The following is a 14,959-nucleotide window of genomic DNA, read 5'->3' on the forward strand; positions in this document are numbered from 1 at the left end:
GTTATCCTTTATATATACTATAAAGAACTATTGTGAAAATAACAAAGATTTTTATGTACATGAAAAAATGAGGCTACAATTAGCCTCATTTTTCTTATACCGTTAACTCCAAACCTTTCCTATAATATTCATTCATTACATCTTTTGGAACCATACTTCCACCGGTTCCCCACACAATATGAGTACCTTTTTTCACCTTCTCTGTTAACTGTTGCTTTTGTAAATACTCATCTTCTTTACATACTTTCACTGGCCCTATCATACCTGCTAGTGCAGAAGGCTCTAAATAAATATTCTCCGTATCAGCTAGTTTTTTTAACAATCTATATAACTCTTCATCACTTACTGTGTAATTTCCACTCAAAAATGGTTCCATCGTTTTACCGACAAATCCAGACGGTCTTCCTACCGCTAGTCCGTCCGCGTCTGTTACATTATCAATCCCGATATCTTGAACAGCAATTTTGTCATGAAGGCCTGTCATTAAGCCGAGTAACATACAAGGAGAATGTGTTGGCTCTGCAAAGAAACAATGAACATTATCTTTATACAATAACTTTAAACCGAATGCTACGCCGCCCGGTCCTCCTCCTACTCCGCACGGAAGGTAAACAAATAAAGGATGATCTTCATCTACTACAACCTCTAACTCTTCTAATTGCTTTTGTAATCGTGATGCGGCTACTGCGTATCCTAAAAATAAATCATGTGAGTTTTCATCGTCTACAAAATAACAGCTAGAATCCGCATCCGCTTGTCTTCTTCCTTCTTCTACTGCTTTGCTATAATCATCTTCATATTCAATAACGTTTACACCTTTACTTCTTAATAAATCTTTCTTCCATTCTTTTGCGTCTGCTGACATATGAACAGTTACATTAAAACCTAGATTCGCACTCATAATCCCAATGCTTAGCCCTAAATTTCCTGTTGAACCGACCGCAATTGAATATTTGGCAAAAAACTCTCTACATGTATCACTATCTAAAACGGAATAATTATCTTCTCCTGTTAACATACCGTGCTGCAAAGCTAGTTGTTCAGCATGTTTCAACACTTCATAAATGCCGCCCCTAGCTTTAATTGATCCTGATATTGGAAGATGACTATCACATTTTAATAATAATTCTCCTAAAATAGGTTGCTTATAATTTGTCTCTAAAGCTTCTTTCATAGAAGGTATTTTCACTAAAGGTGATTCGATTATGCCGTTCGCCCCTTTCGTTTCAGGAAAAACTTTCGCAATATATGGTGCAAAACGCTTTAATCTCTCTTCTGCATCTTTTACATTCTCTTCATTCAATGGTGTATCTTTTATTGCTGTTTCATACTTTTCTATGTTTGGGTTTATCCAAAACACTTCTTCTGTTGCAATAAGTTTATTTACTAATGGGTATTCTGCTTGTAATGCCCCTATTTCTTTCATTTTGTTTCCTCCTTATATCCTTGTAGCTCACCATACAATAAATTATAATTAAATTAATTTTAATATAGTTTAACACAAATCGTTCACTTTAGTTAATTTTAATTTAATTTATTTAAATATAATTTAATAATCCTTAAGGAGATTTTCATTATGGAAAATATAGATATTGGTAAAAAAATTGAAAAACAAAGAAAAGAAAAAAGTTTAACTAGTAAAGAACTAGCAAAGATGGCCAATATTACACCATCTATGTTAAGTCAAATTGAACGTGGGTCCGCTAACCCTTCTATTCAAACATTAAAAGTGCTTGCTAAAGCTCTTGATGTGCCAACATTTAGCTTTTTACTTGAAGATACAAATACAGACGATTTAATTGTACGTTCCCATAAACGAAAGAAAATGATTATTGATAATTTATCATATGAAATGCTTTCACCTGATTTCACTGGAAATTTAGCAACAGCAATTATGACCGTCCCGCCTAATACAGCTTCATCAGAAAATGTGCTAGAACATAAAGGAGAAGAATTAGCATTTGTCTTAGATGGGAAAATCACATTATATTTAAATGAGGAAGAATACGTATTAGAAACTGGCGACAGTGTAAAAATACCTGCTTATTTAAAGCATAAATGGGTGAATCATTTTGAAAAAAACGCGATTGTCTTATTTTCTGTTACTCCGCCGATTTTTTAATATATCAATAAAAACAGGATGATTCATGAGGATTATCCTGTTTTTGTTAAATAAGAAAGTGAAATTTTTGTTAAAAACTTAACAGTTGGACCCAATCCGAACAATCCTCCTAATAACATATTTACAAGTGAAACTATCCCTCCCATTGATGCTAACGTATCATGAGTCAGATTCATCCCACCACAACCAGAGGCACTTGTAATATTCACATAAAAATAAGAAATACGTAAAAGTTAATTGTTTTTTCAGAATTTTGTTGAAAAATATGGTAAAATTACTCTTATACTTCTTCTATTTTGCTATTATAGAAATAATTAAATTAGAATACTTTTATCGGATGGGGGAATATATAATGAGTGTGTTATTAAAAGGGCATGAACAGATTGTCAACGAATTAAACATTTTATATCAAGTAATGGTAGCGGAGCAATTAATTGAAGCGAAACAATTAAAAGAAAAAATAGAGAAACAGATTAATAAAATTGAAGCTGATCAAAATCTATCGCTTTACTACTCCCTACTAAACTTTAAATATAAGGTCCTAACCGATTGGACAAACATTAAGTATGATACTTTTAGTCAAATTGTTCGTTTAGACAATCCAATAACTGAAGACTTTATTACTTATTATTATCACTTTTTTAAAGCTGAACATGCTACCATTATTGGGAATTATGATGAAGCAAAAAAAGAATACGAAAAAGCTGAATCCCTTTTAAAACATGTACCAGGCGAACTAGAAGAAGCTGAATATAAATATAAATTTGCTATATTTAATCACCATACAAACAAACCACTTACAGCAATCAATTATGCAAATCAAGCGAAAGAGATTTTCTCAAAATATCCACGTTATGAAATTAAAATAGCTCTATGCGAAAACATTTTAGGGTCATGTTCTGTTTATTTAAAACAATTCGAACAAGCCGAAGAGAACTATAATTCAGCAATCAATATTTTACAAAAGCTGAAAGACGATACACTAATCTTAAAAGTTCGAAATAACTTAGGTTGGCTCTACTCTTCTCAAAATCTATCAACCCTTGCTATTAGACATCTTACAATAGTTACAAACAAATTACCTAAACACCTAAAAGCCAATTTTCTACAAGCCAAAGAACATTTTAGTTTAAATGAAAAAGAACTTGCAAACGATTGGGTTCAAAAAGGCTTAGAAATTTGTAATGAATTAAATAATCAAGAATATAAACACCATTTCACTATCTTAAAAACACAACACACTGGTATTCTAGACGACTTAGAAAACGCAATCATTGCAGGCACTACATATTTTAACAGTAAAGAATTATACGATTATGCACAAGAATATTACGAATTATTAGCAGTAGAATTTCATAAAGTGAATAAAATAGAGAAATCTCAAAAATATTTTTTCAAAACTTACGAAGCAAAACAAAAATTATTAACTAAGGAGGCACTAAGATAATGAAAAAGATTAGTTTAGCTATTTTAACCTTTACATGCATACTTGCTTTTGGCTTTAATAATTTCACTGAAAATCAACAAGCAAAACAACTTCCAAAATGGGATACAGATAAACAAGAAACACATGCAGACCTATAGAAACCTAAAAACCCCTAATAAAGGGGTTTTTAGATTTCTACAATATAATGATTTAGCATATGATGAAGAAATACGCTTATAAATGATAGCCATACACAGATACTCTCTGTACATGGCTATCATTTATTTTTTCGGCACCAACAAAATCCCTAAACTAATAATACAAAAGCTCATTATTTGCTGTGCTGATAGACCAAACTGAACCGAATTTTGTTCACTAACAAGCGAAATAATAATTTGAGCAAACCCCTCAACAATTAGAAAAACACTTATATTCTTTCCATTTCCGAGCCTTTCATTTTTCATCCATAACAAGCCCATTATACAAAGAGCAAGGATGATCTCGTATACGAAAATAGGGTGATATAATAGTTTAGATTCATATATTTTCATTCCCCATGCTAGTGTCGTTTGTGCACCTACTTCATGATGAAATAGAAAATAAGAGATAATGCACACACACAATCCAAAAGGGAGTACATCAAGTAAAATACGAAGCGAAAATTGTTCCTTTTTACTTTTCCAAACAATGTATACACTTGCAATTACGCATCCTACTACAATATATTGCATACTTCCAACAGCTAATATTGCTTGCACTGGCGCCCCAAAGGCCCATACAGGATTTAAAATTGATGGTGCAAACTTCCATACAAATACGATGATAAGAAAAGCATTTGTTACGGCATCCATCATTTTTTCATATGATACATTTTGATGCCTCATCTTTCGTTTCATCAACACAAATCCAAATAGACTTCCAATTATAAGAGATATGGGTTGTAACCTCACGATCCACTCCATCGTCACGAAATCTCCTTTTAATTCTCAATCAATTTCTTAAATTTCTTTTCTAATTGATCTGGTGGTAATACACCTCGTACATGATCTACTATAATTCCATCTTTATTAACAAAAAATGTCGTCGGTAAAGAGAATACTTTATAATCTAGTCCAGCTACTCCGTCCATATCTAATAGAACAGGAAACTCAAACCCATAGCGATTAGCAAATGCGCTTGCTTCTTGTACTGGGTCACTAACAGTTGCATTCACCGCAAAAATTTCAACATCCTTTTTATATTTATCATACATATGAACTAAATCAGGTGCCTCCATTTCACACGGCCCACACCATGATGCCCAAAAATTAATAATATATGGTTTTCCCTTAGCATCATTTAACGACTGCAACTTTCCGTCTAATCCTTTTAATGTGATGCTAGGTGCTTTAAAACCGACTTGTGGTAATACTTCTTTCTCCTGTAACTCTGCTTGCTTTGCTTTTCTTTCCTTTTCTTCTTTCTTTGAATTATAAAAGTTAACCCCCGCCCAAACGAGAGCACCTACTAATATAATAGCAATTAGTTTCTTCACTTTTCTTCCTCCTCATTTTTAAAAACCTGTAAATCCACCGAATAGACGAATAAAGAATGCTGTAATTTTCGTCATTTGATTTGTATACAATAAAATACCTGTTACAATCATCATTCCACCGCCAATTTTCATCATGACATTGGCATATGTAACAATCCATTTTACCTTCCCAATAAAGAATGCCATCACGAAAAATGGAACCGCAAACCCAAGAGTATACGCTGTAATATAAAGAAGCGCCCCTTCAGGATTCGTCGCGCCAAGCATGAGTACAGCTGAAAATATCGGTCCAACACATGGCGTCCAACCGGCTGCATATGTCATACCGACTAAAATCGAGCGAATATATCCAGTCGATTTACTTCTATACTGCACCTTTTTCTCTGCCATAAGCCACTTAGGCTGAAACAAGCCCGTCATAAATAGCCCCATTAAAACAATAAAAATCCCACCAATTTGTTGAATCAATTTTTGGTTAGATGAAAATGTTATTCCAATCCAACTTACCGATAAACCTAACGCGTAAAATATAACCGAAAATCCGATCATAAAAAATACTGTATGTATAATCGCTGATTTTTGCATAATCCCACGATTTTCTTTTAAATCTTGAATAGACACACCTGTAATATAAGATAAATAAGATGGATATAGCGGTAAAGAGCACGGTGATATAAATGACAATACTCCCGCCCCAGCCACAAGCCAAATTGTTAAATCTGCTGCATTCATTTTATTCCCCCTAAAACACTACAATGAGTAGTGTTTATTCTTAAAAAAAGAGGCTATATGCACTCTCCGACAATAAGTACAACCGACATACAGAATAAACCTACTGTTACATATACCGAATTCGTATGTAACGGAATCGTAAGCTTAACAACTTTTTCATGTAACACTTGCTCGATTCGTAAATTTATTGCTGTTTTTGCAAATGAAGCTGTAACACATCGATTTTCCATCGTCTTTATTTTAATTAATTTTAATAATGCACTGCCTAACTCGAATTTAGATTCCATTTTTCGCATTGCATACTTATCGGCAGCTAACTCCTGATACACATGATAACGCTGCAATAGCCCTTTTAATATCGGGATGTATATCATTCCCTCTGCTAATAATGTAAAACAAAATAATTTTAATGGATCTCTATTCGTTTGATGATATTCTTCATGAAAAATAATCGCATCCATTTCTTCATCTGAGAATGTTTGCAGCATCCCTTCTGACATGACAACTTTCGGACGAAATAACCCAATTGTAAATGCCGCAACTTCCTCGGTCGGCAATATATATATTTGCTTTCCTTTTCGATTAAAAGGGATAAGTACTTTTTGTAATTTTTTACTATAGAAAAATTGTCGCCAAATTCTTTTGCACACGATTAATACAGTAAGTAATAATAATCCAGCGATTATAATACGAATCAGCGATAATTCTTTCATATGTTTTTCTAACTGGAACAAGCAAAAATTTGAAAGAAGGAACATCTTATTTTGAAACAGAAATGGATATGTAACGTAATACACTAACATACTGAAAAAGAGGGTACTAACAATTACTGCTAACAATACGATTTTACGCATTTGCCATTTCATTTCATTAATCCTCTCTTTTTAACTGACTCAATTTGTCTTCTAACTTTTTTATTAAAGTCGGATCAGCCTGCTCTAACTCATCTAACATATGATTTACAACTAAATCTCCAAATTCCCCCATCAATTCCTGTGTCATTTTCTTCGTTTGATTGGATAAGAATTCTTCTTTTGTTTGTACAGCACGATATATACCACTTCTTTTCACAGTCTGTTTTTCTAAGTGTAATTTCTCTACTAACCTGTTCATAACTGTCATAACAGTGTTAAAATTCACAGGTGATTCTTCACTTAATTTCTGCTGCACTTCTTTAATAGTAATACCATCGCTAGACCAAACAATCTCCATAATTTTCGCTTCAAGCGGTCCAAAGAAATGATTTAACCCGCGCTCATTTAACTTATAGTTTTGAGTAAACATTGTACAACTCCTTTCACACTACGAATTGTAGTATAAATTAAATGAAAGGTCAAACGTAAATGATATATATGAAAATTAACTACCCATAAATACATAGGCTATTCCATTCATTTTAAACCTAATTTTTCTCCAAATGTATCAAAAAGATACTGCTCTAATATTTGTACACTAAACTTCTCATTACGTCCAAGTGCAAATAATTCCCGATCTTTCGCTACGATAGTATCTAACGGAATAGCTACATTATCCACTATTTTTGTAATTTCAATTATATTACTTTTTACATTTACTTCTGTTTTAAATTCAACGTTTTCTAACACTATATGTGAACGTCTTCCTGATGCAAAAAAAGTAAAATTAGGATTTTTAACAACGCCAATTTCAGTCTCTAACGCATATAAATAGTGAAAAATTACATCTCTGTGTCCATCTTTTATTATTTTTTCATCCTTCTCATCGTCTAAGTATTCTTTCAGCTTCGTTGTAAATTCAAATCGAAAATCCACTTTTTTCACGCTCCTTCTTTGTATTTCATATTAAATAAATATATTGAAATAATTTTAACATATTGTAATACAACTTCCTATTAAAAGTAAAAACTGTTTTAAAAAATCGCTATTATTTCCGATACCCTTTTAAAATATAAGTATAAATTCAATATGAATCAATGCGTCATTATATCTATTTAAACATATTTTTCCCATATTTTGAAACATTAGTATGAAATATTATATATCAATGTATGGTTTCTAATGCATTGGTATATATAGTCAGTAGTTTCTTTACTATTCCGATATACTTAAGCTACATTTTCTAATTATTGATTACATTACGGAAGGAATGTAACTCTCTTCTATCGAATTTTTATATAACAAAAATAATTAGGTGGTGCTTTACTATGAAATTAGCTGTCATTGGTGGCGGTGATTTACAAGATTCAAATCACTTGCCTATTAATGAACGCCTTATAGAATTAACAAATAAACAGTACCCAAAAATATTGTTTATTCCAACGGCTAGTCATGATGATGAAAGCTATATAAAATTATTTTTAGACACGTTTGAAAAACAATTACATTGTGAAGTACAAATTTTACGCATTACAACAGATTCACCTTCTAAGTATGAAATAGACGAGATGATTCATTCAGCCGATTTAATTTATCTAGGTGGCGGGAACTATATTCACATGCTTACGCAATGGAAAGAACATAGACTCGATGAAAAATTATTATTGGCTCTGCAACAAGGAACACTTATTGCTGGTTATAGCGCTGGTGCTATGTGTTGGTTCACGTCTAGTATCCGATCAGATTATGAGGGTTCTGGTTATATAGAGAGTAACGGTTGGGGAATTGTTAATAAAAGATTCTGTCCACATTATAATCAATTAAACAGAATGAACGCCTTCCATTCCTTTTTACAAAATCATCAAGGGAATATAGAAGGAATTGCACTGGAGGATAATTGCGCTTTATATATTACAGAGGAATCCTTTGAGATTATCGGTGAATCGGAAAAAGCATGGGAGTTTTATATGAGTGATAAAACACTCATTAGACAACATTTTGATATAACTTTAAAAAGCTATTTATAAACCTGAACTTACGAAAAAATGTCCCTAAGTCTAATAACTTAGGGACATTTTTCTATTTAACTAACTAATCGTGTAATTCGTTTCTTTTGCCATGAAAGCTTATAATATGCATACTGTAATATTAAGCTGACAATAAATGCTGCTGGATACCCGATCCAAATGCCTTCTATTCCAAGACTTGTATGGTAAGAAAGATAATATGCTACGGGTACTTCTACAAGCCAAATTGAAACAACTCCAATAACAGTTGGCCAAAGTACTGTACCGCTCGCTCGCATTGTCGCACTAATAATTTGTGCATGACCGAAAATTAAATAACTCCATAATGTAATCATAACTAAGCTATGAGCAATTTCAATTGTAGTTTGACTCGTTAAAAATAGTGATAAAATGTCTCTTGAGAATACGTAAATAAGAGATATTAACACACCACCGATGACGTAGTTCATAATAATTCCGGCCTTCACAACTTTCTGTAATCGATCAAATTGATTCGCACCAATCGATTGTGCCGCAAAAATGGAAACTGTAATACCAAGGCTAACTGCTGGCATTTGTACATAACTTGCAACTTGATTCACAACGCCGTAAGCAGCTGTTGCATCCGAACCGTAACGATTTACAAATGCGATTACGGCAATTTCAGATAATGAAACTAATATCATATTAATACTCGCTGGAATACCGAGCCTTAGTAATAGCTTTAATAACTCCCCATCCATTCGAAGGTATTTTCTAACCGTTCCATCTAGTTGTAATGGGTGATTTTTCTTCTTTAAATACACAAGCATGACAATAAACGTAATAACTGTAGATATAACAGATGCATAGGCCGCTCCATACACATCTAATTTCGGAGCTCCTAACCATCCAAAAATAAGAATCGGTAATAAGATCATATTTAGCGCTGTACTTACAATTAAAAAGTAAAATGGCGTTTTAGAATCTCCTGTACCTCTCATAAATGTTGTATATGCGAAATATAAAAATAATACTGGCATCGATATAAATAAAATCCGTGCATAATGTACACTTATTTCAATAATATTTTCTGGCGTTCCCATTAGACGCATAATATCCATCGCAAAAATACTGCCTATTATCGCCAACACAACTCCAATAATAAAGGTAAACGTCAACGTCGTACCAACGATAGCTTTTAAACGATCTTCGTTTTTAGCACCAAACGCCTGACCAATTAAAATAGAGCTTCCTGAACCGATACCAATTACAAATGAAACGAGCAAGAAAAATAATGGGAAGAATGCTGATATAGCCGCTAAATCATTAACTCCAAGCCATCTTCCTACTACTACCATACCAAATAATTGTCCAACTGATTGTAGTACATTACTTAATAATAACGGTACTAAAAACATCGACATCGATTTCCAAATCGGTTTACTCTCACTTTCCAACTTATGTGACTCCGCACCTTCTTTATTGTTATCTGCAGGTGGTTTCAAATTTCATTTCTCCTTTTATTAAACATCTATTTTCAATCTCTATCTCTTTGTATAGTTGTTATAATACTGTGCTTCTATTCATTTTCTTTTCGTATGATTATAACTTCACCCAATATTGACTTCCATCGGCTGTTCGATCTAAAAATCCATATTCGATTAAATATCTTCTTAAAGTTACAAAATCAGGGTATACATTTTCTATCACTGTATTTACTTCTTTTTCAGTATACTTTTTATTACTATCAAACTTCTTCACTAAATGGCGCAATATAATTAATTTACGCTTTTGTTTCTTCGGAAATTTAGAGAGAGGTCCATCTAATCCTTCTGTAAAATGAGCTTTTAATACTTCATCATTTTCTTCTTCCGTAATATTGTATCGATCATCCACCATCGTTGCTGTTCTATGAATTGGCACAAATTTCGTTTGTACTTTTGATTTTTCTTCTGATAATTCCATTAGCGCTAAAAATACTTTTGCTTGCTTCATTTTCTCTCGCAGTGTAAATCGATGATTACGAATTGTTGATGTACTTCCGCCATCCATCTCTTTTACAATTTCTTTATCATTCAGTCCCATATGGAAAAACTGAACCATTTTCTTTTGTAAATCCGTTAAACCAGTAAATTTCTTATCCATATTTAACAAATAATCAAACATAGACGTATGCTCATTTTGAATATGCAATTGGACGAACTTCTCTGCTTCATACAAAACTTGATTATCTTGATAAATAACACCTTTAATAAATGTTTCACCACAAGCTAAGCAAATGTACCCCTCTTTTTCTTCATCAAACACATACCCTTTCTTTAATTCCTCTATTGACGCATCCCAAAACTTCTCTGAAATATCGCTCATACTAAACACTCCTTCAAAATGTTTATTTAAAAACCAAACAAATCACTATATCGTTTATTATCACTTCATCATCTTATCACAACACAAACAAACATTTCAACGTTTCGTTTGCCCATTTTATAAACTTTTATAAAAACATCTATCGAAAGGATTTAATACAACGAAAAGCGAATATGTTTATACAAATTCATTTTATAGGATGTAAAATAGAACATGAATATTCTTCAAGACCTATGGTTTACCGTTAAGTAAATTGCACAGAATACATATGCGATTAGTGAATATGAAACCGGTATTCACTCATTCCAAAACTTCAGTATTCAATTTTAACTACAAAAAAGATGTTTTCGTATAAGAAAACATCCTTTACTTTTTATATATTTTATTTACAGTTTCTACTAAAACCTTACTTGCTTGTACAAATGTATGCTTTCGATTTCTATCTTCAACAAATTTATTAGCACAACTACTCATAATGATCATACAACTAATTATGACTAACGCTATCTTTCTATTCTTGTAAGTCACTTTATGCCACTCCACTATTACAAAACTTCTTTTGAATTTATCCCATCAAGAAATTTTACATGAATAATAAAACGTATGAATATGCAATTCTGCATATTCATACGTTTTATCACAATGTTATGATTTAATTTAGTTAAAGGACAAGTATACTGAGGTGACTAACTTGAAGTTTAAAGCGAAAAAAAATCCATTCCACGTCATTTTCATTACATTATTTATAATTATTTTTTTCATTTCGCTATTCTTCCAAAATGAAAATTCTATTTTTTTCACCCTCATGATGCTATTAAACATCGTGAATCTTTCTTCATTCTATTTCTCTCACTACAACATAACGGAATCATCTCTTGTTGTAAAACACGGTTTCATTTTTCATACTGAAATTCCATTTGAAGATATTCGTCACGTTAAATACTCTGGTAAAAAACTTCATTCAAAAAAATGGACTAGACAACAATTAGAAATCCATTACAATTTATTTGACTCAGTGACCACTTTCGTACCACTAGAAGAAGAAAAATTCATTTCACTCTTAAAAGAGAACTGCCCACAGATGAAAGTAATGAATACGCCTGCTAACAAATAATATATTTTGAAGCTTGTAGTATTGCAAGTAGATGAAACATAAAAATGAACATCAAAAAAGCCAAGATTCTATACTAAGAACCTTGGCTTTCTCTATTACTCTTTTGGAGCAATCATTTTCTTTGGATCTACAATTTCATCAAATTGCTCTTCTGTTAGTAGCCCAGATTGCAATGCTGCTTCTTTTAAAGTTAACCCTTCTTTATGAGCATGCTTCGCAATTTTCGCTGCATTTTCATATCCGATATGTGGGTTTAGCGCTGTTACAAGCATTAGTGAACGATTCACATTTTCATTAATTACTTCTTCATCTGCTTCAATACCAACTGCACAATTGTCATTAAACGAAACAATTGCATCCGCTAATAAGTGAGCTGATTGTAAGAAGTTATAGGCAATAACAGGTTTAAATACATTTAACTCAAAGTTACCTTGGCTCGCAGCAAATCCGATTGTTGCATCATTCCCCATCACTTGCGCTACAACCATCGTTAATGCTTCACTTTGCGTTGGATTTACTTTCCCTGGCATAATAGAGCTTCCCGGTTCATTTGCTGGAATAATAATTTCTCCAAGACCACTACGTGGACCACTTGCAAGCCAACGTACATCGTTAGCGATCTTCATTAAATCTGCAGCTAATGCTTTTAATGCACCGTGAGTATATACAACTTCATCATGGCTCGTTAATGCATGGAACTTATTTGGTGCAGAAACGAATTGTTTACCTGTAAATTGACTAATTTCCTCTGATACCATCTCACCAAATTTAGGATGAGCATTGATACCTGTTCCAACCGCAGTTCCACCAATTGCTAACTCTTTCATATATGTATTACTCTCTGCAATCATACGCTCTGTTTTTTCAAGCATACGGTGCCATCCGCTAATTTCTTGCCCTAAAGTTAACGGCGTTGCATCTTGTAAATGTGTACGACCAATTTTTATAATATGTTCAAATGCAGTTACTTTTTCTGCTAAAGTTTCTTTTAATTTCGTAATTGCTGGTAATACGTGATTTTCTACTGCGATTACACAAGCTACATGAAGCGCCGTTGGAAATGTATCATTTGAACTTTGTGACATGTTCACATCATCATTCGGATGAATATGTACCTCAGATCCCTTCTCTTTCAAAATTTGATTCCCACGATTTGCAATTACTTCATTCACATTCATGTTTGACTGTGTACCACTACCTGTTTGCCATACGACAAGCGGAAAATGTTCATTCCATTTCCCTGCAATGACTTCGTCAGCTGCTGCAACAATTGCTTCTGCTTTTTCTTCTGATAGCTTTCCTAATTTTTGATTGGTAAGTGCTGCACTCTTCTTTAAAATTGCAAATGCTTTTACAATTTCAAGCGGCATTTGCTCTGTTCCAATTGGAAAGTTTTCTTTACTACGTTGTGTTTGTGCTGCCCATAATTTATCAGCTGGAACTTTTATTTCTCCTAATGTATCTCTTTCAATTCTGTACTCCATGTTTTCATCCCCTTGAAAATATAATACCTACATCTCTTATAATAACAGACTTTCTCTTAAATGATAAGAATTCTCACTCTTATATATAGATATTCTATATTTATTTTAAAAAATTCCTCTTGACCTAAACTTAAGTTTAGGCTGTATCCTTTCCATTGTAACCTACTATAACACTACTGGAGGAATTCAATATGAAAAAATATGCTTTTATAACAGGTGCAAATAAAGGAATTGGATATGAACTTGTTCGTCAATTAGCAGAAAAAGATTATCACGTATTTTTAGGTGCTCGCAATGAACAACTTGGACAACAAGCCGTAGAATCTTTAAATGTTTCAAACGTTTCCTATATTCAAGTAGATATTTCAAATTCACAATCCATTCAAGAAGCAACAAAGAAAATTTACGAAACGACTGACCACTTATATTTATTAATTAATAACGCAGGCATAGCGCTAGACTTCAATATACTACCTAGTGAATTAAATATTGAAACTTTACGCCAAGGATTTGAAGTTAATTTTTTTGGAACTTTCCAAATGATGCAAGCCTTTTTACCATTATTAAAGAATTCGAGCAACAGTAAAATACTAAATGTAACAACTGACATGGCCTCACTAACAATGTTTGCTAATGGTGAAACACATCCAATTAATACACTAGGATATAATTCTTCCAAAACAGCTATTAATGCTTTAACATTAGCTTTTAGTAAAGAATTTGCCACTAACGGTCCAGAAGTATTTGGGGTAACTCCTGGTTTTACAACTACGGATCTTAATGGAAATTCCCCCGGTGGCCATACAACCACTGAAAGTGCTAAAATTATTATTAAATATGCATTAAGTGAAACAAACTATAATGGTAAAATACTTAACAAAGATGGCATTATACCTTGGTAATAAAAGGATGAATGATATGTATTATACAATTGGGCAAGTCGCCAAAATGCAACATTTAACTATTTCTCAAATACGTTATTACGATAAACAAGGACTGTTTCCTTTTCTGCAAAGAAACGAAAAAGGAGATCGAGTTTTTGATGAAGAAGCACTGAAATATTTAGAAATGATTTTGTGTTTAAAAAACACCAGTATGCCAATTCAAAAAATAAAACAATTTATCGACTGGTCTATGGAAGGAGAATCTACCATCCTTCAAAGGTTAGAATTAATGAAACAACAGGAGACCAATGTCTTACAGCTCATGCAAGACACTGAAAAAAACTTAAAAAAGATACAACAAAAAATTGCTAAATATGAGAATGAAATTACTTTAGCAAATGCTATTAAAAAATAAAAAAATCACCTTCTACATATTGTAGAAGGTGATTTTTAT

General features: G+C 32.6%; 19 protein-coding genes. 7 read left to right on the forward strand and 12 right to left on the reverse strand.

Features of this window, described 5'->3' with window-relative positions; translation table 11 throughout:
* Positions 1-94: 94 nt before the first annotated feature.
* The gene (locus MKY38_RS13285) at positions 95-1,426 is read right to left on the reverse strand and encodes a D-serine ammonia-lyase (protein ID WP_078385198.1); all 1,332 of its coding nucleotides are present in this window, start codon (positions 1,424-1,426) and stop codon (positions 95-97) included.
* Between the two features lie 150 nt (positions 1,427-1,576).
* Between MKY38_RS13285 and MKY38_RS13290 the strand changes: the two genes are divergently transcribed.
* Positions 1,577-2,122 carry a helix-turn-helix domain-containing protein gene (locus MKY38_RS13290; protein ID WP_070180026.1) on the forward strand — a complete coding sequence of 182 codons (546 nt, stop codon included), beginning with the start codon at positions 1,577-1,579 and terminating at the stop codon, positions 2,120-2,122.
* 32 nt (positions 2,123-2,154) lie between these two features.
* Here the strand turns inward: MKY38_RS13290 and MKY38_RS13295 are convergent, their stop codons facing one another.
* Complete coding sequence (locus MKY38_RS13295; RefSeq protein WP_070180025.1) at positions 2,155-2,331, reverse strand: ATPase; 177 nt, start codon at positions 2,329-2,331, stop codon at positions 2,155-2,157.
* Between the two features lie 143 nt (positions 2,332-2,474).
* Here MKY38_RS13295 and MKY38_RS13300 point away from each other — a divergent pair, with 143 nt between their 5' ends.
* On the forward strand, positions 2,475-3,569 hold the full coding sequence (locus MKY38_RS13300; RefSeq protein ID WP_000114846.1) for a response regulator aspartate phosphatase: 1,095 nt from the start codon (positions 2,475-2,477) through the stop codon (positions 3,567-3,569).
* Positions 3,569-3,706, forward strand: a complete 138-nt coding sequence (locus tag MKY38_RS13305; RefSeq protein ID WP_000724010.1) for a hypothetical protein — start codon at positions 3,569-3,571, stop codon at positions 3,704-3,706. The genes MKY38_RS13300 and MKY38_RS13305 overlap by 1 nt, the downstream gene beginning before the upstream one ends.
* A 123-nt stretch (positions 3,707-3,829) precedes the next feature.
* On the opposite strand, the gene MKY38_RS13310 is transcribed toward MKY38_RS13305, so the two are convergent.
* The 6 genes from MKY38_RS13310 to MKY38_RS13335 form a co-directional block, all read right to left on the reverse strand.
* The gene (locus tag MKY38_RS13310) at positions 3,830-4,510 is read right to left on the reverse strand and encodes a prolipoprotein diacylglyceryl transferase family protein (RefSeq protein WP_065224057.1); all 681 of its coding nucleotides are present in this window, start codon (positions 4,508-4,510) and stop codon (positions 3,830-3,832) included.
* A 17-nt stretch (positions 4,511-4,527) separates the two neighbouring features.
* Positions 4,528-5,082 carry a TlpA family protein disulfide reductase gene (locus MKY38_RS13315; protein WP_000733187.1) on the reverse strand — a complete coding sequence of 185 codons (555 nt, stop codon included), beginning with the start codon at positions 5,080-5,082 and terminating at the stop codon, positions 4,528-4,530.
* A gap of 18 nt (positions 5,083-5,100) precedes the next feature.
* On the reverse strand, positions 5,101-5,814 hold the full coding sequence (gene ccdA, locus MKY38_RS13320; RefSeq protein ID WP_000990443.1) for a cytochrome c-type biogenesis protein CcdA: 714 nt from the start codon (positions 5,812-5,814) through the stop codon (positions 5,101-5,103).
* A gap of 53 nt (positions 5,815-5,867) precedes the next feature.
* Entirely contained in the window at positions 5,868-6,680 is an 813-nt protein-coding gene (locus tag MKY38_RS13325; protein ID WP_065224056.1) for a M56 family metallopeptidase, read from the reverse strand.
* A 4-nt stretch (positions 6,681-6,684) separates the two neighbouring features.
* Complete coding sequence (locus tag MKY38_RS13330; RefSeq protein WP_065224055.1) at positions 6,685-7,098, reverse strand: BlaI/MecI/CopY family transcriptional regulator; 414 nt, start codon at positions 7,096-7,098, stop codon at positions 6,685-6,687.
* A gap of 107 nt (positions 7,099-7,205) precedes the next feature.
* The gene (locus tag MKY38_RS13335; protein WP_000347525.1) at positions 7,206-7,604 is read right to left on the reverse strand and encodes a DUF3942 family protein; all 399 of its coding nucleotides are present in this window, start codon (positions 7,602-7,604) and stop codon (positions 7,206-7,208) included.
* 392 nt (positions 7,605-7,996) lie between these two features.
* On the opposite strand from MKY38_RS13335, the gene MKY38_RS13340 reads away from it, so the two are divergent.
* On the forward strand, positions 7,997-8,695 hold the full coding sequence (locus MKY38_RS13340; protein WP_000762111.1) for a peptidase E: 699 nt from the start codon (positions 7,997-7,999) through the stop codon (positions 8,693-8,695).
* A gap of 56 nt (positions 8,696-8,751) precedes the next feature.
* Here the strand turns inward: MKY38_RS13340 and MKY38_RS13345 are convergent, their stop codons facing one another.
* From MKY38_RS13345 to MKY38_RS13355, 3 genes are all read right to left on the reverse strand, one after another.
* Positions 8,752-10,161, reverse strand: coding sequence for an MATE family efflux transporter (locus tag MKY38_RS13345; protein ID WP_000804124.1), 1,410 nt, complete (start codon positions 10,159-10,161; stop codon positions 8,752-8,754).
* A 97-nt stretch (positions 10,162-10,258) separates the two neighbouring features.
* Entirely contained in the window at positions 10,259-11,023 is a 765-nt protein-coding gene (locus MKY38_RS13350; protein WP_078385197.1) for a DUF2087 domain-containing protein, read from the reverse strand.
* 366 nt (positions 11,024-11,389) lie between these two features.
* Positions 11,390-11,551: a hypothetical protein gene (locus MKY38_RS13355; protein ID WP_070180023.1), complete on the reverse strand. Its 162-nt coding sequence runs from the start codon at positions 11,549-11,551 to the stop codon at positions 11,390-11,392.
* 163 nt (positions 11,552-11,714) lie between these two features.
* Between MKY38_RS13355 and MKY38_RS13360 the strand changes: the two genes are divergently transcribed.
* Entirely contained in the window at positions 11,715-12,137 is a 423-nt protein-coding gene (locus MKY38_RS13360) for a PH domain-containing protein (protein WP_000669066.1), read from the forward strand.
* 95 nt (positions 12,138-12,232) lie between these two features.
* Here the strand turns inward: MKY38_RS13360 and fumC are convergent, their stop codons facing one another.
* Entirely contained in the window at positions 12,233-13,621 is a 1,389-nt protein-coding gene (gene fumC / locus MKY38_RS13365; protein ID WP_049108328.1) for a class II fumarate hydratase, read from the reverse strand.
* A 191-nt stretch (positions 13,622-13,812) separates the two neighbouring features.
* On the opposite strand from fumC, the gene MKY38_RS13370 reads away from it, so the two are divergent.
* The gene (locus tag MKY38_RS13370; protein WP_078385195.1) at positions 13,813-14,523 is read left to right on the forward strand and encodes an SDR family NAD(P)-dependent oxidoreductase; all 711 of its coding nucleotides are present in this window, start codon (positions 13,813-13,815) and stop codon (positions 14,521-14,523) included.
* A gap of 16 nt (positions 14,524-14,539) precedes the next feature.
* Entirely contained in the window at positions 14,540-14,920 is a 381-nt protein-coding gene (locus MKY38_RS13375; protein WP_016122254.1) for a MerR family transcriptional regulator, read from the forward strand.
* Positions 14,921-14,959: the final 39 nt, after the last annotated feature.

This window comes from Bacillus sp. FSL R5-0585, from assembly GCF_038004545.1.
Classification (GTDB): Bacteria; Bacillota; Bacilli; order Bacillales; family Bacillaceae_G; genus Bacillus_A; species Bacillus_A cereus.

Bases quoted from the DNA above. Each gene is read 5' to 3' on its own strand.
- MKY38_RS13300 (WP_000114846.1), top strand. From the start codon at position 2,475: ATGAGTGTGTTATTAAAAGGGCATGAACAGATTGTCAACGAATTAAAC.
- MKY38_RS13285 (WP_078385198.1), bottom strand. From the start codon at position 1,426: ATGAAAGAAATAGGGGCATTACAAGCAGAATACCCATTAGTAAATAAA.
- MKY38_RS13325 (WP_065224056.1), bottom strand. From the start codon at position 6,680: ATGAAATGGCAAATGCGTAAAATCGTATTGTTAGCAGTAATTGTTAGT.
- fumC (WP_049108328.1), bottom strand. From the start codon at position 13,621: ATGGAGTACAGAATTGAAAGAGATACATTAGGAGAAATAAAAGTTCCA.
- MKY38_RS13305 (WP_000724010.1), top strand. From the start codon at position 3,569: ATGAAAAAGATTAGTTTAGCTATTTTAACCTTTACATGCATACTTGCT.
- MKY38_RS13310 (WP_065224057.1), bottom strand. From the start codon at position 4,510: ATGGAGTGGATCGTGAGGTTACAACCCATATCTCTTATAATTGGAAGT.
- MKY38_RS13340 (WP_000762111.1), top strand. From the start codon at position 7,997: ATGAAATTAGCTGTCATTGGTGGCGGTGATTTACAAGATTCAAATCAC.
- MKY38_RS13375 (WP_016122254.1), top strand. From the start codon at position 14,540: ATGTATTATACAATTGGGCAAGTCGCCAAAATGCAACATTTAACTATT.
- MKY38_RS13370 (WP_078385195.1), top strand. From the start codon at position 13,813: ATGAAAAAATATGCTTTTATAACAGGTGCAAATAAAGGAATTGGATAT.
- ccdA (WP_000990443.1), bottom strand. From the start codon at position 5,814: ATGAATGCAGCAGATTTAACAATTTGGCTTGTGGCTGGGGCGGGAGTA.
- MKY38_RS13350 (WP_078385197.1), bottom strand. From the start codon at position 11,023: ATGAGCGATATTTCAGAGAAGTTTTGGGATGCGTCAATAGAGGAATTA.
- MKY38_RS13330 (WP_065224055.1), bottom strand. From the start codon at position 7,098: ATGTTTACTCAAAACTATAAGTTAAATGAGCGCGGGTTAAATCATTTC.
- MKY38_RS13290 (WP_070180026.1), top strand. From the start codon at position 1,577: ATGGAAAATATAGATATTGGTAAAAAAATTGAAAAACAAAGAAAAGAA.